The sequence below is a fragment of the Streptomyces sp. CT34 genome (assembly GCF_000805335.1).
GTDB lineage: Bacteria > Actinomycetota > Actinomycetes > Streptomycetales > Streptomycetaceae > Streptomyces.
The window spans coordinates 3,972,259-3,991,227 of the sequence record NZ_KN708638.1; the positions used below are offsets into that span (position 1 = coordinate 3,972,259).

General features: G+C 69.2%; 16 protein-coding genes, 1 tRNA gene and 3 pseudogenes. 11 read left to right on the forward strand and 9 right to left on the reverse strand.

The features are described 5' to 3' along the window. From RZ84_RS17325 to RZ84_RS39775, 4 genes and pseudogenes are all read right to left on the reverse strand, one after another. Nucleotides 1-1,219, reverse strand: a pseudogene (locus tag RZ84_RS17325) (SGNH/GDSL hydrolase family protein); the annotation flags it as partial. Nucleotides 1,220-1,417: 198 nt separating this feature from the next. Continuing rightward, nucleotides 1,418-1,915, reverse strand: coding sequence for a phosphoribosyltransferase (locus RZ84_RS17330; RefSeq protein WP_043265074.1), 498 nt, complete (start codon nucleotides 1,913-1,915; stop codon nucleotides 1,418-1,420). Nucleotides 1,916-1,975: 60 nt separating this feature from the next. After that, complete coding sequence (gene dcd / locus RZ84_RS17335) at nucleotides 1,976-2,551, reverse strand: dCTP deaminase (RefSeq protein ID WP_043270117.1); 576 nt, start codon at nucleotides 2,549-2,551, stop codon at nucleotides 1,976-1,978. Nucleotides 2,552-2,687: 136 nt separating this feature from the next. Beyond that, the gene (locus RZ84_RS39775) at nucleotides 2,688-2,846 is read right to left on the reverse strand and encodes a hypothetical protein (RefSeq protein ID WP_016573140.1); all 159 of its coding nucleotides are present in this window, start codon (nucleotides 2,844-2,846) and stop codon (nucleotides 2,688-2,690) included. 245 nt (nucleotides 2,847-3,091) lie between these two features. On the opposite strand from RZ84_RS39775, the gene RZ84_RS17340 reads away from it, so the two are divergent. The 7 genes and pseudogenes from RZ84_RS17340 to RZ84_RS17365 all read left to right on the forward strand — a co-directional run bounded on the left by RZ84_RS17340 (nucleotide 3,092) and on the right by RZ84_RS17365 (nucleotide 9,291). After that, nucleotides 3,092-3,165, forward strand: a tRNA-Gly gene (locus tag RZ84_RS17340). A gap of 615 nt (nucleotides 3,166-3,780) precedes the next feature. After that, nucleotides 3,781-4,065 (forward strand): annotated as a pseudogene (locus RZ84_RS41245) (urease subunit gamma); the annotation flags it as partial. A 177-nt stretch (nucleotides 4,066-4,242) separates the two neighbouring features. Next, nucleotides 4,243-4,572 (forward strand): annotated as a pseudogene (locus RZ84_RS41250) (urease subunit beta); the annotation flags it as partial. Nucleotides 4,573-4,583: 11 nt separating this feature from the next. Continuing rightward, the gene (locus tag RZ84_RS17350) at nucleotides 4,584-6,929 is read left to right on the forward strand and encodes an urease subunit alpha (RefSeq protein ID WP_078893862.1); all 2,346 of its coding nucleotides are present in this window, start codon (nucleotides 4,584-4,586) and stop codon (nucleotides 6,927-6,929) included. A 126-nt stretch (nucleotides 6,930-7,055) separates the two neighbouring features. Next, on the forward strand, nucleotides 7,056-7,730 hold the full coding sequence (locus RZ84_RS17355) for an urease accessory protein UreF (RefSeq protein WP_043265075.1): 675 nt from the start codon (nucleotides 7,056-7,058) through the stop codon (nucleotides 7,728-7,730). A gap of 26 nt (nucleotides 7,731-7,756) precedes the next feature. Further along, entirely contained in the window at nucleotides 7,757-8,452 is a 696-nt protein-coding gene (ureG, locus tag RZ84_RS17360; RefSeq protein ID WP_043265076.1) for an urease accessory protein UreG, read from the forward strand. Further along, complete coding sequence (locus RZ84_RS17365) at nucleotides 8,449-9,291, forward strand: urease accessory protein UreD (RefSeq protein WP_078893864.1); 843 nt, start codon at nucleotides 8,449-8,451, stop codon at nucleotides 9,289-9,291. Before ureG ends, RZ84_RS17365 begins: the two co-directional genes overlap by 4 nt. 11 nt (nucleotides 9,292-9,302) lie before the next feature. Here the strand turns inward: RZ84_RS17365 and RZ84_RS17370 are convergent, their stop codons facing one another. From RZ84_RS17370 to RZ84_RS17385, 4 genes are all read right to left on the reverse strand, one after another. Continuing rightward, nucleotides 9,303-10,187 carry an IS982 family transposase gene (locus RZ84_RS17370; protein WP_043265077.1) on the reverse strand — a complete coding sequence of 295 codons (885 nt, stop codon included), beginning with the start codon at nucleotides 10,185-10,187 and terminating at the stop codon, nucleotides 9,303-9,305. 163 nt (nucleotides 10,188-10,350) lie between these two features. Continuing rightward, entirely contained in the window at nucleotides 10,351-11,502 is a 1,152-nt protein-coding gene (locus RZ84_RS17375) for a tyrosine-type recombinase/integrase (protein ID WP_043265078.1), read from the reverse strand. After that, nucleotides 11,502-11,783 carry an excisionase family DNA-binding protein gene (locus RZ84_RS17380; protein ID WP_078893866.1) on the reverse strand — a complete coding sequence of 94 codons (282 nt, stop codon included), beginning with the start codon at nucleotides 11,781-11,783 and terminating at the stop codon, nucleotides 11,502-11,504. Before RZ84_RS17380 ends, RZ84_RS17375 begins: the two co-directional genes overlap by 1 nt. A gap of 154 nt (nucleotides 11,784-11,937) precedes the next feature. Beyond that, nucleotides 11,938-12,474 carry a helix-turn-helix domain-containing protein gene (locus tag RZ84_RS17385; RefSeq protein WP_078893868.1) on the reverse strand — a complete coding sequence of 179 codons (537 nt, stop codon included), beginning with the start codon at nucleotides 12,472-12,474 and terminating at the stop codon, nucleotides 11,938-11,940. A 327-nt stretch (nucleotides 12,475-12,801) separates the two neighbouring features. Between RZ84_RS17385 and RZ84_RS17390 the strand changes: the two genes are divergently transcribed. From RZ84_RS17390 to RZ84_RS17405, 4 genes are all read left to right on the forward strand, one after another. Further along, nucleotides 12,802-14,274, forward strand: coding sequence for a DnaB-like helicase N-terminal domain-containing protein (locus RZ84_RS17390; RefSeq protein WP_052229981.1), 1,473 nt, complete (start codon nucleotides 12,802-12,804; stop codon nucleotides 14,272-14,274). Nucleotides 14,275-14,538: 264 nt separating this feature from the next. Beyond that, a complete protein-coding gene (locus tag RZ84_RS17395) occupies nucleotides 14,539-15,414 on the forward strand; it encodes a DUF2637 domain-containing protein (RefSeq protein ID WP_043265079.1) in 876 nt (291 codons plus the stop codon). Nucleotides 15,415-15,539: 125 nt separating this feature from the next. Continuing rightward, nucleotides 15,540-16,196: a MobC family plasmid mobilization relaxosome protein gene (locus RZ84_RS17400; RefSeq protein ID WP_043265080.1), complete on the forward strand. Its 657-nt coding sequence runs from the start codon at nucleotides 15,540-15,542 to the stop codon at nucleotides 16,194-16,196. After that, entirely contained in the window at nucleotides 16,193-17,908 is a 1,716-nt protein-coding gene (locus RZ84_RS17405; RefSeq protein WP_043265081.1) for a relaxase/mobilization nuclease domain-containing protein, read from the forward strand. Before RZ84_RS17400 ends, RZ84_RS17405 begins: the two co-directional genes overlap by 4 nt. A 118-nt stretch (nucleotides 17,909-18,026) precedes the next feature. Here RZ84_RS17405 and RZ84_RS17410 read toward each other — a convergent pair whose 3' ends face one another. Continuing rightward, the gene (locus RZ84_RS17410; protein WP_198539997.1) at nucleotides 18,027-18,944 is read right to left on the reverse strand and encodes a hypothetical protein; all 918 of its coding nucleotides are present in this window, start codon (nucleotides 18,942-18,944) and stop codon (nucleotides 18,027-18,029) included. Between the last annotated feature and the right edge of the window lie 25 nt (nucleotides 18,945-18,969).

Below are 18,969 nucleotides of genomic sequence, written 5' to 3' on the forward strand. Positions count from 1 at the left end.
CGTCGTCCCAGGCGCCCGGGTAGAGCTTCGGCCGCCCGGTGTTCGCCGGGTCCGCGCAGGCCGCCTCGCGCAGCTGCGGCGCCGTGTACAGCTGCGTCAGGCAGGACGCGAACGCGCCGTGCCCGCGCGCGTTCGGGTGGAACGACTGGCGCACCGAATTCGCGTCCGGCGGGAAGGGGTTGGAGATGTTCACATACAGCCCGCGGGCCCACGTATCGGCCATGCACACCTCATGGCCGTGGAACAGCCGCGAGGCGTCGAGATAGGTGACCCCGGTGTCCTGCGCGATCTTCCGCATTCCGCGTTCGAAAGCCGGCACCGCGGAATTCCGGCCCCATGCCGCGTCCGAGGTGTATCCGGTGCACCCGCCCGGCAGTTTGCCCGGGTAATGCGGGTTGTCCTCCACATCCGGCCCGATCGGGCTCGGATACGACATCACCACGAGCCGGTAGTCGCCGTCGGCGTACCCCGCGCCCCGCATCACGGTCCGCAGATCGCGCACCGTCGCCTCGATTTTCGGCACCAGCCCGTCGACCCGCGCCTGCCAGCCCGGTCGGTATTTCGGCTCGCAGGCGCCCTTGAGCAGGAACCAGTGCTCGACGCAGTCCGTCATCACCGGCCCGAACTGGAGATCGTCATTGGCCCCGGCCACCAGCAAAACCATCTTCAGCCGGGTATTGCGCGCCGCGATCGCCAGGCTGTCGCTCTGCACCAGCTCATCCGCATACTGCTTGCTGCCGCCGATCCGGATATTGCCGCTGTACGCACCCGAGCACGCGACGTTATAGGTCACATCCGCCGCGATCCCGGTCCGGTGAATCGCCGAATCCGGCGACCGGTGGCACCAGTTGGTGGGCCCGTCGGTGCCCGGTTCATACGTCCCGACGCCCTCCCCGGAAATCTCGCTGTCCCCCAGCGAGATCAGCGAGGTCTTCCGCTCCGCCACCGGCCGCACGGCGGAATCGCCGTACAGTTTCGCCGCCTGTCGCGCCCGGATCTTCTCCAGTTCCGGCGAGAGCGGCTGCATGGATAACGGCCGCGCGTAATGCGCCCTCACGGCGGGCGCCATCGCCGTGCCGACGGCGCCCGCACCGCCCGCCGTCACCGTGAACGCTGCGGTCAGCGCCACCGCCGAGGCCGCCACGACGGCACGCAGCCGCCGCCCGCGCCCGCTGCCCCGTCCGCTCCACCACCTGTGTCCGCGTCTGCCGTGCGCCATCGGGCCTCCCCTCCGGTCTGCTGTTACCGCCGGTTTCTACGCGGCGGCAGCGACCGTTGGAACACCCGGAACAGAACTGGCCGAAACGCGCGCCCTCCCACGCATCGCCAAGGCACGCAGGAGCACCACGGGTTACGGAAGCACGGCGGACACGACAGCGGCCACACGTACGAGACCGCCACGGGTCCGACCCCGTCGTCACGCGTCGAGAATCTGCCCCTCCCGCCGGATCACCGGCGGCTGAACGCTCCACGGAAAATTAATCCAGTCGTCCGTGCGCTTCCACACGTATTCGCACTTCACCAGCGACTGCGACTTCTCGTAGATCACCGCGCTGCGCACCTCCGCCACGGTCCCCTGGCAGAAGTCGTGCACCAGCTTCAGCGTCTTACCGGTGTCGGCGACGTCATCCGCGATCAGCACCTTCTTGTCGGAGAAGTCGATCGCATTGGGCACCGGCGCCAGCATGACCGGCATTTCCAGGGTGGTCCCGACGCCGGTGTAGAACTCGACGTTCACCAGGTGAATGTTCTTGCAGTCCAGCGCGTACGCCAGCCCGCCGGCCACGAACACCCCGCCGCGCGCGATCGACAGCACGATGTCGGGCTCGTACCCGTCATCCGCGATCGTCTGCGCCAGCTCACGGATCGCCCCGCCGAACCGCTCGTACGTCAGGTTCTCCCGCACGTCACCCACGAAATCTCTCTCAGACCTTCTCTTCGTCTCCGAAGCGCACGCCCGGCGCGGCGCCCCGCCTCACACCTGCGTACGGTGGAAATTCTTGAACGACCGGGACGGCGTCGGACCGCGCTGCCCCTGATAACGCGAGCCGTAGCGCTCGCTGCCGTAGGAGTGCTCCGCCGGCGACGTCAGCCGGAACATGCACAGCTGCCCGATCTTCATTCCCGGCCACAACTTGATCGGCAGCGTCGCGACATTGCTCAGCTCCAGCGTCACATGCCCGCTGAATCCCGGGTCGATGAACCCCGCGGTGGAATGCGTCAGCAGCCCCAGACGCCCCAGGCTGGACTTCCCCTCCAGCCGCGACGCGAGATCGTCGGGCAGCGAAATGACCTCGTACGTCGAGGCCAGCACGAATTCCCCGGGGTGCAGGATGAACGCCTCGTCCCCCTCCGGCACGACCTCGCGGGTCAGATCGGGCTGCTCGACGGCCGGGTCGATGTGCGGGTAGCGGTGATTCTCGAACACCCGGAAGTAGCGATCGAGCCGCACGTCGATGCTGGACGGCTGCACCATCGCCTCGTCGTAGGGGTCGATGCGCACCCGACCTGCGTCGATCTCGGCCCGGATGTCCTTGTCTGAGAGAAGCACGCAGACGAGGATACGCGCCCGCACACCCCCCACCGCACGACGAGGGCCCGGCCCCCCCAGGGGACCGGGCCACGGCTACCTCACCTCGACATCCTCAGCGAACTTCACGAACGGCCGGCCGGAGCCGCGCGCCGCCCTACCGCTTGGCGTGCTCCACGGGCACCGAGTGCCGCAGCCGAGCACAGCGCGGGCAGCGCAGCAGCCGTCCCGGCCCGAGCCGGTCGGTGGTCTGCATCGGGAACGAAGCGGTGCTGAAGACGTGCCCCTCGGCACAACGTACGACGGTGCGCTCCATCAAGTCCCTCTCCCAACTGCGTGGACAACAAAAGCCACATTAGGGGATGAACTGGGCGCACCCGCAGGCGGCACTCCGAGGCCCCACCGTACGCCTCAACTCCCGCTCCCCGCACCCGCATCCCACCCCGCGGGCGGCACCCCGCCCACCCTCGGCACCACACTCCGAACAGCCGAAAGCACCGCGGGGCGGTGATGGGGTAGAGTGTGCGATGACGCTCCGCCTCAGATCCGAGGCAGTGTTACGCGGGTGTAGTTTAATGGTAGAACATGAGCTTCCCAAGCTCAGAGCGCGGGTTCGATTCCCGTCACCCGCTCCAGCTTTAAGCCCCAGGTCAGCGACCTGGGGCTTGTTCGTTGCCTAGACCTCTCGTGGGGTGGCGTGCCCTCCGCGTGCCCTAACTCGCCTGAATACCCCGCTCGATGAGCCGTCGGCACGCGAACACAGCCCCGCTCACGCCGCCTTGTCCCGATTCGCGAGACGCTCTTTTCGTGTTCCGCGTCACACGACCGCGAAGGGTGTGCGCATTTGCAGACACGAAGCGGAGAACTGCGCTGGACCCGGCAGGACAGCCCCCGCGACGCGCGGCTCGTGGCGCGCACCGGCCAGGGAGCGCTGCTCCGCGGTCCCAGTAGCCGGGTGCCCCGGTCGGATCGCCCGCATACCTCGCCTTGCCGCGACGCACTCGCACATGCATTCGCATTCGCACTCGGCGCAGAGACACCCCACGCTTCCGCTCCGGCCCCCACTGCCCGGCGGTACAGCCTCAGTGCGTCGACGTCATGTCCGGGTAAAGGATCTGCGTTCCGGGCATATCGACGACTTCTCCTGCCGATGCTCCACGGGCGCCTGGCACCACCCACCGCGGGACGTCTTCCGCGGTCTTCGGCATGCCTGGCAGCACGCACTGTCCGATCGAGAGGAACGGCACATCGTGCATCTAACCCCCCATGAGCAGGAGCGGTTGCTGATCCATGTAGCCGCCGACGTGGCGCGACAGCGTCGCGAATCCGGACTGCTCCTCAACTACCCCGAGGTAATGGCCCTGCTGACGGTGCATGTCTTCGAACAGGCGCGCGCCGGCAAGTCGGTCAGCGACATCATGGACTCGGGCCGGCGTCTGATCAGCCGTGACGAGGTGATGGAAGGCGTCCCGGAGATGATCAAGCACGTGCAGGTGGAGGCCACCTTCCCGGACGGCACCAAGCTGGTCACCATCGACGGCCCGTTCCCCGAGGCCGAGGAGCCCGAGATCTATCCGGGCAAGGTCGAGCACCCCCGGCCGCCGCGCAAGCCGGAATGTCCGGTGAAGTGCGAGGGCGACAAGGACCACGGCTCGTCCTCGTGCTGCGACAAGTGCGACGACGAGGCGGAGTGGCACGACCCGATCGAGTTCAACCAGGCGTTGCAGACGGACAAGACGACGATCAAGGTGGAGAACATGTCGGACCGCCCCATCCAGGTCGGTTCCCACTATTGCTTCACCCACGTCAACCCCGGCCTGAAGGTCACCAAGATCGAGGACCCTCCAAGGGACCTCGCGCCAGCGGGGGCAGACTACGAGGAGCTCAAGACCTGCCCAGAAGCAGAGTTGCGGCGGCTCAACATCGCCGCGGGTACGTCCGTGCGCTTCGAGCCGGGCGACGTGTGCTGCGTCGAGTTGGTGAAGCTCGAAGCGGAGTCGCCGATCGTCAAGGGGCTGCGCACCCGGGGGGTGAAGCCGTGAGCATCAGGAACATGCAGCAGGGCAACAAGCTGACACGGGCCGGCTACACGGCTCTGTACGGACCCACCACCCGGGACCGGGTTCGCCTGGCCGACACCGCTTTGACCATCGAGATCGAGGCGGACTGGAGCGGCGGTCCGAAGTACAGCGGCAACGAGATGCTCTTCGGCGGCGGAAAGGTGATCCGCGAGTCGATGGGCATGGCGCACGTCTCCCGGGACAACCCACCCGTGCCTCCGGGCAGTAGCACTGCCCCGGTGGAGCCCAAGCCCGCGGACACGGTCATCACGGGTGCGCTGATCCTCGACTGGTGGGGCGTGGTCAAGGCCGACGTCGGCATCCGCGACGGGGACATCTACGCCATCGGCAAGGCATACAACCCCGAGACGATGGCCCCGATCACGCACTTCGAGATGCCGCCCCGCGTGACCCAGAACGTGACCCAGCGCATGGCCCGGTTCCAGCTCCAGACCCCATCCACCAGCCCGAAGAGCCTGTTCATGAACGTGATCAATGGCCTGGAGGACCTAGGGGACGCGATCACGAACGCGGTCACGGATGCAGTCACGCGCACAGAGGACACATTGGACGCGATCGCGAACGCGGCGCTAGACGCGATCGCGAACGCGGAGGAATCGATCAAGGAAGAGGTCATCGGAGCGATCGAGGCGGCAGGGCAACTGTCCCCAGGCACGTCCCAGCGTTCCCCCCAGGGCGAAGTGCTCCCGTATGCGGTGCAGCCGACGAACTTCGTGGTGGGCCCGAACGCCGAGGTCATCTCCGGCAACGGGCGCATCCTCACCGCGGGTGGCGTGGACACCCACGTCCACTTCATCTGTCCCGAGGAGATCCACGAGGCCCTCGCCTCCGGAGTGACCACGCTCATCGGCGGCGGCACCGGCCCCGCCGACGGCAGTACAGCCACCTCCGTGACACCAGGCAAGTGGCACATCCACCGGATCTTCGAGAGTCTGGACCAGTACCCGGTCAACATCGGCCTGCTCGGCAAGGGCAGCACGGTGTGCACGGAAGCCCTCAACGAACAGGTCGACGCCGGCGTCATCGGCTTCAAGATCCACGAGGACTGGGGCGCCACGCCCGCCGTCATCGACGCGGCGCTGGACGTGTGCATGGACCGTAAGATCCAACTTGCCCTGCATGCCGACTCGTTGAACGAATCCGGCTTCCTGGACAGCACCAGCTACGCCTTCGAACACGAAGTCACAGACGGTGACGGCACGAGGCGGGAGCCGCGCTCGATTCACGTCTTCCACGTCGAGGGTGCCGGCGGCGGCCATGCCCCGGACATGATCGAGCTGGTCAAGAACAAGAACGTCCTCCCCGCTTCGACCAACCCGACCCGCCCCTTGACGGTGAACACCGTCAAGGAGCACATCGACATGTTGATGGTGGCCCACCACCTCAACCCGGAGATCGATACGGACATCGCCTTCGCCGACTCCCGCATCCGGCCGTCCACCATGGCCGCGGAGGACCTGCTCCACGACATGGGCGCCATCTCGATGATGTCCTCCGACGCCCAGGCGATGGGACGGATCGGCGAAATGGTCATTCGCACGTGGCAGACCGCCCACGTGATGAAGTCCCGTTACGGCCATCTGCCGGAGGACCTCGATTACGCAAAGGTCCGCTCCATCAAGGAGGACAGGGAGCAAGGCACCCACCTGCCCAACGCGCACCGACTCCCGAACGACAACTTCCGGGCACGCCGCTACGTCGCCAAATACACCATCAACCCGGCGATCACCCACGGCATCGACCATCGCGTCGGTTCCGTGGAGAACAGGAAGCTCGCGGACCTGGTGCTGTGGGAGCCGAAGTTCTTCGGCGTCAAGACGCACATGGTCCTCAAGGGCGGGCAGATCGCGTACGCGCAGGTCGGTGACGCCAACGCGTCGATCACGACGCCGCAGCCGTACCTGCCCCGCGCGGTCTGGGGCGCCACCGGCCAAGCCACGAGGACCAACTCGTACAACTTCGTGGCACCCGACCACACGACCGACGACGGAACAAAGTCCGTAGCCAACGACCTCAACCAACCCCATACGGACGACGGCCCCGGCCTCGGCCTCGTCAAGAAGTTCGTGCCGATCAAAGACAGCATCCGGGCGGTCACCAAGACCGACATGAAGCTGAACGACGTCTACAAGTGCGAGGAAAGGGCGTGCGAGGAGGGCGACAAGCACAACCTTGACCTTGCGGTCGACCACAACAGCTTCGAGGTCACCATCGGCGGCGCGACCACGAGGGACGCCCGCACGGAAATCGACGGGAAGCCCGTGCCGCTCTCCTACGTGAACGAAGTGCCCATGGCGCAGCGGTACTTCCTCTTCTGAACCTTCTGACCCGTGCCCCGGCCGCGGCCGGCAACGCCGTCACCGCGGCCGCGGTGTGGTCGGGCAATCGCGCCCGCCATCACCACGGCCCTCCTCCCCGATCCCGTGAAAGGAGGTCGCGCGCCCATGAGCCGTACCGCACTGCTCCTGCTGGCCGACGGCCGCTTCCCCGCCGGCGGGCACGCCCACTCCGGCGGCGTCGAGGCCGCGATCGCCCACGCCTCCGTACACGACCTCGACAGCCTCGAAGCGTTCTGCCGCGGGCGCCTGCACACCACCGGTCTGACCGCGGCCGGCCTAGCTGCCGCGGCCGCCGCCGGGTACGACCCACTGCTGCTGGACGAGGCCGCCGACGCGCGCACCCCCGTCCCCGCGCTGCGGGCCGTGGCCCGCAGGTTGGGCCGACAGATGATGCGCGCGGCCCGCGCCGCCTTCCCGTCCCCCGAACTCGACCGCCTGGCCACCGAGCGCCCCAAGGGAGCCCATCAGCCCATCGTCCTGGGCCTCGCCGCCCGGGCCGCCGGGCTGACCCCGGTGGGCGCCGCCCATGCCGCCGCGTACGAGGCCGTCGGCGGCCCGGCCACCGCAGCGGTACGCCTGCTCAGCCTCGACCCGCTCGACGCCACGCGGCTGCTGGCCGATCTGAGCGCAGAGGTCGACGCCGTCGCCGTGACCGCTGCCGACGCAGCGGCCCGCGTCGCGGTCGAGGGCCTCGGCGCCCTGCCGTCGGCATCCGCTCCCCTCTTGGACATCACCGCAGAACAGCACGCCGCCTGGACCATGCGGCTCTTCGCCTCCTGACCCCACCCTCACGTGCCGGAGACTCCATGCACCTCGATCACCCCGTGACCATGCCCCACCGCCACACCTACAGCGCCGAGCCGCTTCGCGCGGACGGCAGCCGCCGCGCCTTCCGCGTCGGGCTGGGCGGCCCCGTCGGCTCCGGCAAGACCGCCAGCGTCGCCGCGCTCTGCCGCACGCTGCGCGACGACCTCTCGCTCGCCGTCGTCACCAACGACATCTACACCCGCGAGGACGCCGAATTCCTGCTGCGCGAGGCCGTACTGCCGCCCGAGCGGATCACCGCGGTGGAGACCGGAGCCTGCCCCCACACCGCGATCCGGGACGACATCTCCGCCAACCTCGAAGCCGTCGAGCACTTCGACGAGACCCTTGACCCCCTCGACCTCGTGCTCATCGAGTCCGGCGGCGACAACCTCACCGCCACCTTCTCCAAGGGCCTCGCCGACGTGCAGATCTTCGTCATCGACGTCTCCAGCGGCGACGACATCCCCCGCAAAGGCGGCCCCGGCATCACCACCGCCGACCTCCTCATCGTCAACAAGACCGACCTCGCCCCACACGTCGGCGCCGACCTCGCCACCATGGCCACCGACGCCAAACGACAACGCGGCGACCTGCCCGTCATCTTCACCAGCCTCACCACCGACGACGGCATCCGCGAGATCGCCGACTGGGTCACCGGCCACCTCGCCCGGTGGCGCGCGGAGGCCGCCGCATGAGTACTGGAGCCCCGCTGGTGGCTTCTGAGCACGCGTTGCATGCTGACGACGTCGACGAGCCCGCCGGGCATCCACACGGCGTACGCGCCACCGCCCGCATCCGCGCCACGTCCAACGGACGCGTCACAACCCTTCCGGAACTGCGCAGCGACGGCCCATTCCACCTCCGCCGCATGCACACCGGCGGCCGGCTCGCCACGGTGGGCATCATCGGCGCGATGAGCGCCCCACTCGGCGGCGACCGGCTCGCCCTCGATATCACCGCCGAAGACCGGGCCCAACTGGAGGTCATCACGGCCGCCGCCACGCTCGCCCTCCGCGGCCCCACCACCGGCCCGGCCACCTACGACGTGCGGCTGACCGCCGGCGAAGGCGCCACCCTGCGCTGGCTGCCGAAGCCGCTGATCAGCGCCGCCGGCAGCAACCTGCACCAGACCTACACCGTCAACCTCGCCGCCACCGCACGACTCCTGCTCCGCGAGGAACAACTCCTGGGCCGGGCCAACGAGCCACCGGGCCACCTCATCAGCCGTATTCGAGTCCAGCGCGCCGGACGCACGCTGCTAGACCAACACACCGCCTACGGCGGCCCCGAACCCGGGTGGGACGGCCCGGCAGTCCTCAACGGACACCGCGCAGTCGGCCAAATCCTCATCGTGGAACCAGAGATGGAAATAAGAAGCGACCCCGTCCTGCTCCGCGAAGGGACCAACGACGGCTGTGCCGTCCTCGCACCCCTGGCCGGCGGCCCGGCGCTCCTGGCCACCGCCGTCGCACCGACCTCCTCGGCCCTGCGGGAACTACTCGACGAGGCGCTCGCGCACGCCCTAGATGAATGAGTCCGATGTTCTCAGTGGTCGAAGGCGGTCAGGGATCGTTTGATCTTGGCGCCGGTGGTCCAGTTGTGCCAGACACCTGCTGCGAGTGCGAGGAGTCGTTGGCCGGTGCGGGCGAACACTCCAGGCAGGGTTCTGCCTCCGTGTTGTTCCAGGCTGAACTGGCCTTTGAGTGTGGCGAACACGGCCTCGATCCATTGGCGGACACGGGCGAGACGGCCGTGTCGCACGGGCTCGTCCTTCCGGTCCGGACGCACCAGATGGACGCCCAGGCTCTCGGTCAGGAACGCCTCGAACTCCCTTCCGGCGAAGCCCTTGTCCGCGAGGATCACTTGGCCGGAGCGTACGAGGTGGTGGTCGCGTTCCAGCAGTGCGGTCATCACCTCCCGTTCGCCGATCTTGGGATGGGCCAGGCACCAGGAGATGGGCATGCCTTCCGCGGTGGTCAGCAGGTAGAGCCGAAAGCCCCAGAAGAAGCGGGAATGGCTGGGGCAGTATCCGTATCCGGCGTGCCCTGCCAGTTCGGAGCGTTTGACTGTCTGGCGGGAGGCGGCGCACGGCAGTGGGGTGGAGTCGACCAGGCGCAGGTTGTCGTGCCAGGTGGGCACCTGCTGGGCCAGTGCCTGGAGCACGGCCGAGATCAGTGGGCCGGCGGCGTTCAGGCGCTTGTTGTAGGCGGATTGCTGGGGCAGGTAGCGGAAGAGGTGTCGTAGGCGGGCGTGCGCGAAGCGGATCCAGTGACGGGTAGAGGGAAAGCCGAGCAGGACCTGGGCGACGGCCAGGCACAGCAGTTCGGCGTCTGTCAGTTTCGGGGGTCGCCCGATCCGGCGACGAGGGGCCACATGGTCGTCGATGAACACGTAGAGTGCCGCCAGAAGGGCGTCTAGGTTTGTCGTCACACACGAGCCAACGGGCGCCCTTCGCCATGGTCGCGGCCAGCACAAACATCGGACTCATTCATCTAGGAACGTAGTGGGAGTGTCCGCCGCCTCGGTGGGCGGCGGACACTCCCTTCGGAACGGCATCAGGTGAGGGCAACGCGTCGCTGCCCCCACCCGATCGTCAGGCTTCGCGTGCGACCCGATGCGGGGTATCCGCTTGCTGGCGCAGGGCGCGGACCCTCGCGTCGATGCCCTCCGCGACCTCCTGCTGTCGTGCGTCGTCGGAGTGCTGATAGATCAGTGCAGCCCTCTCCGAGGACTGGCCGGCGCGGACCATGGCGTCCTTGAGGGTGGCGCCAGCCTGGGTGGACAGGGTGTGTCCGGTGTGGCGGAGGTCGTAGAAGCGGAAGTCGCCCGGCAGACCGACCTGCGCTCGGGCCCTGCGCCACTTGCGGCCGAAGGTGGACCGGCGGAACGGGGCGCCCTTCTCGCCGACGAACAGCAGCCCGTCGGGGCCCTTCTCGGCGAACCAGTCGAGGTGGCGCTTGACCTCCATGTACAGGAAGCCGGGCAGGTAGATGGTGCGTTCGCCGGCGTCCGACTTGGTGTCGCCCTCGACGCGGCGGCCGGTCGTCAGCTCGGGTGCCGCTTCCCAGATCTTCACCGCGAGGGGGTCGAGGGTGACGTTGGGCCTGCGCAGGGCCGCCTGCTCCTCCGGGCGCATCGGGCCGTAGGCGCCGAAGTAGACCATCAGCCGCCAGCGCGGACCGATCGCGTCGGCGAGCGCGTCGACCTGCTCGACGGTCGCCGTCGGCCGCTCCTTCGCCTTCTCCGTGCCCGCGCCCTTGATCCGGCAGGGGTTGCGGCGGATCAGCTCGTCGTCGGTGGCCGTCTCCATGATCGCCTTGAGCAGGCGATAGGACTTGGCGACGGTCGTCGCGCCGGTGGCCTGGAGCCGCTCGGCCCGCCAGGTGCGCACACCGGGCGGGGTGAGCTCGTCCAGGTCCATCGTGCCGAAGGTAGGCAGGACGTGCAGCCGCAGGAGGCGGCGGTACAGCTCGTCCGTGGTCGCGGACAGCCCGCGCTCATCGACCCACTTCAGCGCGTACGCCTCGAAGTTGACCGCACCGGCGTCGGGGTCGATCCAGTGCTTGCGCTCGATGTCGGCCTGGGTGAGGGTGAGCCAGGTCTGCGCGTCGGTCTTGGTCTCGAATGTCTCCGGGGCGGTCCGTCGGCTGCCGTCCGGTGCCAAGTAGCGGGCCTGCCACCGGCCGGAGGGGAGACGACGCACGGACCCGAATTCGCGCCGCCGCTGCGGCTTGCGGGCCGTCATCAGGCCACCTTCCGGTAGGCCGAGCGCGCTTCGCGGAGAGTGGGGACGGTGTGGTCGTCGATGTAGGCGTCCAGCACGCTGGTGCGAATGCGGACGTGGCGGCCGACCTTGACGTAGCGGATACGGCGCTCCTGTACGAGGCGCCGGATGAAGCGGACGCCGGTGCCCAGGTGCTCGGCCGCCTCGGCAGGGCTGAGGAGCGGGTCGGGGGTGTGGGTGATCACCTCCTTCGCGGACTTCGGGGTCTGGATGGAGGCGTGGGGTATCGCCGGGCGGCGCAAGGGTGGGTCCTCGTCTGGCGGGTGCGGCGCGGCAACACCGCACTCCGCCGGGTCGTTCGTGGGATGGGCGGAATGTGTTGTGTTCCCTGGCCTGGGGGTTTGCGGGTCCCAGGGGCCGGGGTGGTCTGTGGGGCGGGCCAGGGTGGCCAGCCGGTCAGCCGTCCTGGCTGGCTCCGGGCTCGTCGCCGGATGCCTCGTTGGGCGGCTGAGTGAGGTGGAACGCCTGGGCGAAGTTCGGGATGGCCTCGTCGGCCAAGGCGCTGGCGATCATGACCTCGGCTTCGTCGCGGATGTCGGGGTGTTCCGCGAGGTAGGCGTCGAAGGCGTCTCGGGCTTGGCTGAAGGCGGCGCCGGCCCGCTGGGTCTCACGGAACGCGCGGACGACGTTCTCGATCAGTTCCATGGCTCGGGCCTTGGCGGCGAGCCGCGGCGGTCCGACGAGGTTGTCCAGCGAGACGCCGAAGACCTCGGCGAAGCCGATCGCCTCGTCGAGGTTGACCCGACGCTTGCCGTTCTCGATCCGCCACACCGCGGACGGGTTCATCTCGTACCCGGCCTCGTTCAAGCGGTCCGAGAGGGAGTTGGTGCTCCAGCCCCTGGCCTCCCGCTCGACCCTCAGCCGGGCGGCGACGTTCTCCTCGCCTCTGAGCAGAACCCCCTCTTCGGCACCGTCCGCTTCCGCGTCGGTCATGGGCCACACCCTCCTTCCTCAGGCATCACTCTTCTGCATTTTGCAGGAACGCCTCAACAGTAGCATCCATGCTGCGGTTCGCAAAGGGTTTCTGCAATCGGCATTCGTGTGGCATCGTTGTGGTCCCACCCGCCCGACCACGACCGCAGGAGCCCGCCTCACCCCACGATCCGCGCAGCAAAAAGCCCCCCGGTGAAGCGAACACCGAGGGGCTCAAGCGCGAACCTCATGACCGCCCATCCCTGAACGATCTCCTGCGAAGCCGGGGTTGCCGCCCCATATGGCCCGCAGTCGAGGAGCTCCGTGCCCCACAGTACGACCCCGCCCATGCCCGCGTCCATGTCGCAGCCCCCGCACGACGTGGACGCCGAGTGCGCCGTCCTCGGCGCCTGCATGCACGACAGCGCTGCCATCGACGAAGTACGACCCGTCCTCGGCGATGACGCCTTCCACCGTCCCGCCCACGAGACGATCTGGCGTGCCCTGCTCTCCCTGCACAGCGAGGGCAGGCCCACCGACCCGATCGCGCTCAACGACCGCCTCGGCGAACTGGACGCCCTCCAGCGCGTCGGCGGCCCCGCTTACACACACCACCTCGCCGGCGCTTCCCCCGGCATCAGCGGCGCCGCCTACCACGCGGAGATCGTTCGCAGGAAGGCCGACCTGCGCCGCCTGAGCGCCGCCGGCCTGCGCACCCTCCAGCGCGCCCAGGAGCCGGGCGCCGACCCCGACGTGATCCGCAGCGGGATCGAGTCGGAGATGCGCGCCGAGCGCGAGCGGGCCCTTGCCTCCGGCCACGGCCGCCTCTCCCAATTCCTCACCGATGGCTGGCACTTCGTCACCGCGACCGGCGCCGAGACGGAGCCGCTGTGGGGCACACCCGACAAGGTCGCCTGGGGCTCGGGCGAGAGCCTGATGATCGTCGGGGCGCCCGGCGTGGGCAAGACGACGCTGGCCCACCAGGTCGTCCTGGCCCGGATCGGCCTGCGGGACACCGTCCTCGGCATGCCGGTCGCCCCCAGCAAGCGGGTGCTGTACCTGGCGATGGACCGGCCGAAGCAGATCGCCAAGGCCATGGCCCGCGGCATCGAGGCGCCCGACGAACGGCTGCTGCGGGAACGCCTGGCCGTCTGGCAGGGCCCGCTGCCCGCGACCCTCGACAAGGAGCCCGACCTCCTCGCGGACCTCGCCGCCGCCCACCAGGCCGACACCATCGTGATCGACAGCCTGAAGGACGCCATCAGCACCCTCGTCGACGACGCCCTCGCCGTGGCGTTCAACAACGCCCGCCAGCGCGCCATCCGCAACGGCATCGAGATCATGGAGCTACACCACCAGCGCAAGGCGACCGCCGACGTCCCGCGCGGCCAACGCCCCACCCTGGACCGGGTCTACGGCTCAACCTGGCTCACCTCCGGCGCCGGAAGCGTCCTGTTCCTCTCCGGCGACTCCGGAGATCCCGCCGTCACCCTGCACCACCTGAAGATGTGCACCGGCGAGATCGGCCCGCTGCAGCTCCTGCACGACCACACCCACGGCACCACGACCGTGGACCCGGCCCTCGACCCGTCCGCCCTTCTGGCCGCCCACCCCGGTGGGCTGACCACGCGTGACCTGGCCACCCTCCTCACCGGAGAGACCACGCCCTCCCGCGGCGCCGTCGAGAAGGCCCGGCGCGAGCTGGAGCGCCTGGTGAAGGCCGGAAAGGCCACGAAGGCCGAAGGCATCGCGGGCGGCAGCGGAGGCGGCCAACAGACCCGCTACTACACCACCGTGCGGCACATGAGCGTCGTCTCCTGACCCCGCCCGGCCGAGCCCGGACCGTTCACGCGACCGTACACGCGCCCCTCTCGCCGCCATGCCCTCCACGCCCGCCCAAAGCGTTCACGCGCACCGCGAAACCGCAGGTCAAACGTTCACGCGACCGTACACGCCGTACACGCGACAGAGCGTTCACGCGCGAGCCCCCCTTTAGAAGGGGGCTCGCGTGTACGCCCCCCTCGTGAACGCCGTGAACGCCCCACCTCTCCCCTCCCGCACCACCACCTCAGGAGCACCACCCACATGCCCGAAACCCCAACCGCCATACGGGGCACCCGCGCGATCCGCGCCGGCATCGCCCTGCTCGCCGCGTTCGCCTTCGCCCTCTCCTACGCCGCCCTGCGGCAGATGGCCGCCGCCATCCACATCCGCGGACTGCTCACCTACGCCTTCCCCCTCGTGATCGACGGGTTCATCGCCATCGGCGTCGGCGCCCTGCTCATGCTCCGCACCGCCCCACTGCGCTCCCGCCTATACGTGTGGGCCCTCGTCGGGCTGGCCACCGTGACGAGCATCTGGGCCAACGCCCTGCACGCCGTACGCCTCAACGAGCAGAGCCACCAAGATGACGGCCTCCGGCTCGGCGACCTGACCGTCGGCGCCCTGTCCGCCATCGCCCCACTCGCCCTCGCGGGCGCAGTCCACCTCTACATCGTCATCCGCCGGCACCCCACTCCTCGCCCACAGGAGGGCGACGCCGCCGAACGCCACGACGTCGCCAGCCGCAGCCACAACAGCATCGACACCGCCGCGCCCGTGGCCCTCGCCGACAAGGGCCACGGCGCACAGGAGCCAACTGTTCCCGATGTGGCTGACGATCCCGCTGACACGGCTTCGGACACCACCGATGTGGCTAGGGCCCCGCCGCCCCCCACCGAGCCACAAGGCCACGAGGACAGCGAAACCCCCGCCGAACGGCTCGCCATCGCGCGGACCGCACCGCTGGGACGCAACGGCCGCGCCTCGCGCCGCCACATCGAAGACACCTTCCGCAGCAAGGGCCTCACCATCGGCAGGAAGGAAGCGGACAAGATCAAGGACATCCTTCAAGCCGAACTCGACGGGGCCGCCTCTCAGCGGCAGGGCGAGATGGACGCAGCTCCCGTCGGCGCCACCTGATCCCGCGATCCAACCGATCGCCCCACCCTCCCGGCTCGCCCCGTGTCCCCGCGCAGACCAGCGCCGGGACACGGGGAACGCGCACAGCGTGGCCGCGACACCAACACCCCACGGAGACCCAACCCATGCACGACCCGTACGACGAACTCCCCACCAGGCAGCAGGAGATGACCACCACCCCTAACAGCGCAGCAAGGTATCCCGCTGGACCGTCCAAGGGCCGGGCCAACGGGGGTGCCTCCGCCCCGGGGGTGGCGGAGGGACTCGGGCACCAGGGGGTGCCCGAAGGGGAACAGCCCGCCGACGTCGACACCGCCGCTGCTGTGCCGCTGCCGCGTGCCGCCGACGCCGCAGCTCTTCATCGTGTCGCCCGCCGCCGTCAGCGCGATCCGAACGGACAGCGGAAACAGCGTGTCGACGCGCGCTACAGCGTTGCCGAAAAGAACAAGATCCTCGGCAAGGCCCGGTCGCTGAACGTCAGTGGCGCCTACCTCGTCGGGGCAGCAGTCATGGCGTACATCGACGGCGATCTCACTCTGCCCGGCCAGCGCACCCAGCTCGACGACTACATCGACGAGCTCAATGCCCTGCGCCGGCAGGTCGCCATGATCGGCCACAACGTCAACCAGATCGCCAAGAAGCTCAACTCCGGCGGCGATCCACACCCTGGGGATACCGCCACCCTGGCTCAGACCGAGCGCACCCTGGCCGCGGTCAGCACCACGGTCGGCCACATCGCGGCAGCTGCGAACGAGGCCGTGGCCAGGAAGGGGTCCCGGTGATCGCGAAGATCAGTGGTGGCAAAGACACGGCGGGCCTCATCCGGTACCTGTTCGACACGAAGAAGGCCAAGGACCACACCGACCCTCACCTGGTCGCCTCCTGGGACGGCTTCGCCCCCGACCCCGGACGCGCCGACGACTTCGACGCCACCAAGAGGCTCCTCGTGGCCGACCTCGACCTGCACGTCAAGCAAGCCCGGCGGCTCGGCCGCGCCCCCGAGAAGCACGTGTGGCACTGCTCGCTCCGTGCCGCCAAGACCGACCGCACCCTCAGCGACGAAGAGTGGGCTGCCATCGCTCGCCGCGTCGTCGCGGCCACCGGCATCGCGCCCGAAGGCGACCCGGACGGCTGCCGCTGGGTCGCCGTACGCCACGCACCGGACCACATCCACATCGCCGCCACCAAAGTCCGCGGCGACCTGGGCACCGCACGGCACTGGAACGACTACCTGACCGCCGACAAAGAACTCGCCGCCATCGAGAAGGAGTACGGACTGTTCCAGGTCGTACGCGGCGACCGCACTGCAGCCAAGCGCCCCACCCGCGCCGAACAGGAAAAGGCCCGCCGCGCCGGCCAGCAGCACACGGCCCGTGAACGCCTGCGCACCACCGTCCGCACCGCCGTGGCTGCCGCCACCAGCACCGAGGAGTTCGTACGTCTGCTGGAGCACACCGACGGTGTCCTCGTCGACGTCAAGCACTTCCCCTCCGGCGACGTGCGCGGCTACACCGTCGCCCTTGAAGGCGACGCCAACGGCAAGAAGGAGCCCATCTGGTACTCCGGCTCCGAACTCTCCCCCGACCTGTCCTTCCCCAAGATCCGAAAGCGCCTCGAAGCCACTGAACCCCAGCCCCCCGACCGGGCGGGCCATCGCCGGGCGAATCCGTGGCACCAAGCCACCGCTGCCACGGAACGGATCCCCCATCGCCTTGGGCACGGTGACGACGCAGCCGCCCAGGCCCACCTGGCCGCCTTCGGCGAAACCCTCGACGCCCTCCCCCTCCTCGCACCCCAGGATCTTCGTCCCCAACTCCGTCAGGCAGCAGAGGCGTTCGAGCGCGCCACCCGCTCCCGCATCCAGGCCGAGCACCAGCATGCCCGCGCTTTGCGCGGCGCCGTCCGTGCCATGGTCCGCGAGCCGGCACCCAGGGACAGCGCCCTGCTGGCGATGTTCCTCGACGCCGCGGTCCTCGTCGTCATCGCCGCCACCCGCTGGCACCAGCTCCGGCATCACGACCAACAGGTGGCCGCCGCCCGCCAGACCCTGGTCCATCTCCAGGCCGCCTACGACCAGGCCGCCGCCGAACCGCTGGCCGCTCTCGCCGCCCGCACGCCCCCCGCCGCCACCGTCCAGCGATACGCCCAGGACGTACGTGAGGCGGTCCCGGCCTATGCCGAGCAGATCCTCACCGAACCCGCCTGGGACGCCCTGGCCGCCACCCTCGCCGCAGCCGAGGCCACTGGCCACGATCCCGGCGAACTCCTCCAACGCGCAGCAGAACAGCGCCCGCTGGCCGACGCGAAGTCACCCGCCAAGACCCTCACCTGGCGCATCCAACGCCTCGGTCACCGAAACGCCCCCAGTCCCAAGGCGCGGGCCGCACAAGCCCGCAGCCCCCACCTCAGCCGCACCCAGCCCTTCGCGCGGTCTACCGCAGAGACCATCCCCGCGCACACAACGCCGCCATCCCGTCCACACCGGTCGCGGTAATCACGCCCTCACAACCCATGCCTCCTCGACCAACACACATGCACGCAACGCCCCGAGCGCCACCTGCCGACGCGCCCCCGAACTGCTCACCCGGCGTCGCCATCATGACCGACGAGGACTACGCGGAGTACGAGCACCTGGTCGGGATCGTCACGGCGGAAGATCCGCTTGAGTACCGCGCCGGGCACGGAAGGAACTGACCGGCCGCGGTGCAGCAGGTGGCTGAAGCTGGCCCGCCGGCTGGGGTGGCGCGAAGGTGTTCGAGATGCTGTCGTACACCATCGGACAGATCGGCATAGAACGGTACTCGGGCAGCTGCCTGAAGGATTTCGGTGCAGGCAGTCAACTCGCCGACCCGGCCGGCGGGGGTGTCCAGGACGTGGGCGAACTCCTTGCGGACTCTCTCTGCCAGGTCGGGTACGGGGAGGGAGTGAAGGTAGAGGTTTGCGGCGTCGTAGCCGACCGGGGCGGTGCCCCAGCCCTCCCAGTCCAACAGGGTCAGCTCCGGGCCGGAGAGGTTGGCCCAGTGGAGGTCGCCATGGGCGGTGGTCCAGGTGATCTCGCCAGGGGTGAAGCCGGTGAATTCCGGAACGCGGCGGCGGATGTACTGCTCGCGCACTGCCTGCCGACTGGTTTCGACGAGCGCGAGGCAGCCCAGGGCCTGGCGGAGGTTGTGCCACCAGGCGTCTGGCAGGCCAACGCCATGACGAGCGACTGGGCTTGGGGATACCGATGGTGCGGTGACAAGTTGGTACTGCTCGGCCCGGTAGTCCCAGCCGTCGGCTGACCAGTCCCTCAAGCCGGTCAGCCGTGGTCGGGGCACGGTGGGCGGCACGGACTGTCCCGCCTCCTTGGGGCCTTCCCACAGCTTCCCGCCTGATTTGCCGGCGGGTTCGCTGACCAGCCGCAGCCAGGCGGGGCCGTCCGGGGCCATGATGGCCCCGGACAGTGTCCGGCCGGCATATCCCCACACGGTTCCGCCCGCGGCGTCGACGACGCCCAGCAGGGCGCACGCGTGACCGCGGGCGGAAATCATACGGTCCCTGACAACTGGCTCAGGG

What these genes read in the sequence shown, in the direction of transcription:
- RZ84_RS39775 (WP_016573140.1), bottom strand. Translation starts at nt 2,846, where the DNA reads ATGGAGCGCACCGTCGTACGTTGTGCCGAGGGGCACGTCTTCAGCACC.
- RZ84_RS17350 (WP_078893862.1), top strand. Translation starts at nt 4,584, where the DNA reads ATGCAGCAGGGCAACAAGCTGACACGGGCCGGCTACACGGCTCTGTAC.
- RZ84_RS17355 (WP_043265075.1), top strand. Translation starts at nt 7,056, where the DNA reads ATGAGCCGTACCGCACTGCTCCTGCTGGCCGACGGCCGCTTCCCCGCC.
- ureG (WP_043265076.1), top strand. Translation starts at nt 7,757, where the DNA reads ATGCACCTCGATCACCCCGTGACCATGCCCCACCGCCACACCTACAGC.
- RZ84_RS17365 (WP_078893864.1), top strand. Translation starts at nt 8,449, where the DNA reads ATGAGTACTGGAGCCCCGCTGGTGGCTTCTGAGCACGCGTTGCATGCT.
- RZ84_RS17375 (WP_043265078.1), bottom strand. Translation starts at nt 11,502, where the DNA reads ATGACGGCCCGCAAGCCGCAGCGGCGGCGCGAATTCGGGTCCGTGCGT.
- RZ84_RS17385 (WP_078893868.1), bottom strand. Translation starts at nt 12,474, where the DNA reads ATGACCGACGCGGAAGCGGACGGTGCCGAAGAGGGGGTTCTGCTCAGA.
- RZ84_RS17390 (WP_052229981.1), top strand. Translation starts at nt 12,802, where the DNA reads ATGCCCGCGTCCATGTCGCAGCCCCCGCACGACGTGGACGCCGAGTGC.
- RZ84_RS17395 (WP_043265079.1), top strand. Translation starts at nt 14,539, where the DNA reads ATGCCCGAAACCCCAACCGCCATACGGGGCACCCGCGCGATCCGCGCC.
- RZ84_RS17400 (WP_043265080.1), top strand. Translation starts at nt 15,540, where the DNA reads ATGCACGACCCGTACGACGAACTCCCCACCAGGCAGCAGGAGATGACC.
- RZ84_RS17410 (WP_198539997.1), bottom strand. Translation starts at nt 18,944, where the DNA reads ATGATTTCCGCCCGCGGTCACGCGTGCGCCCTGCTGGGCGTCGTCGAC.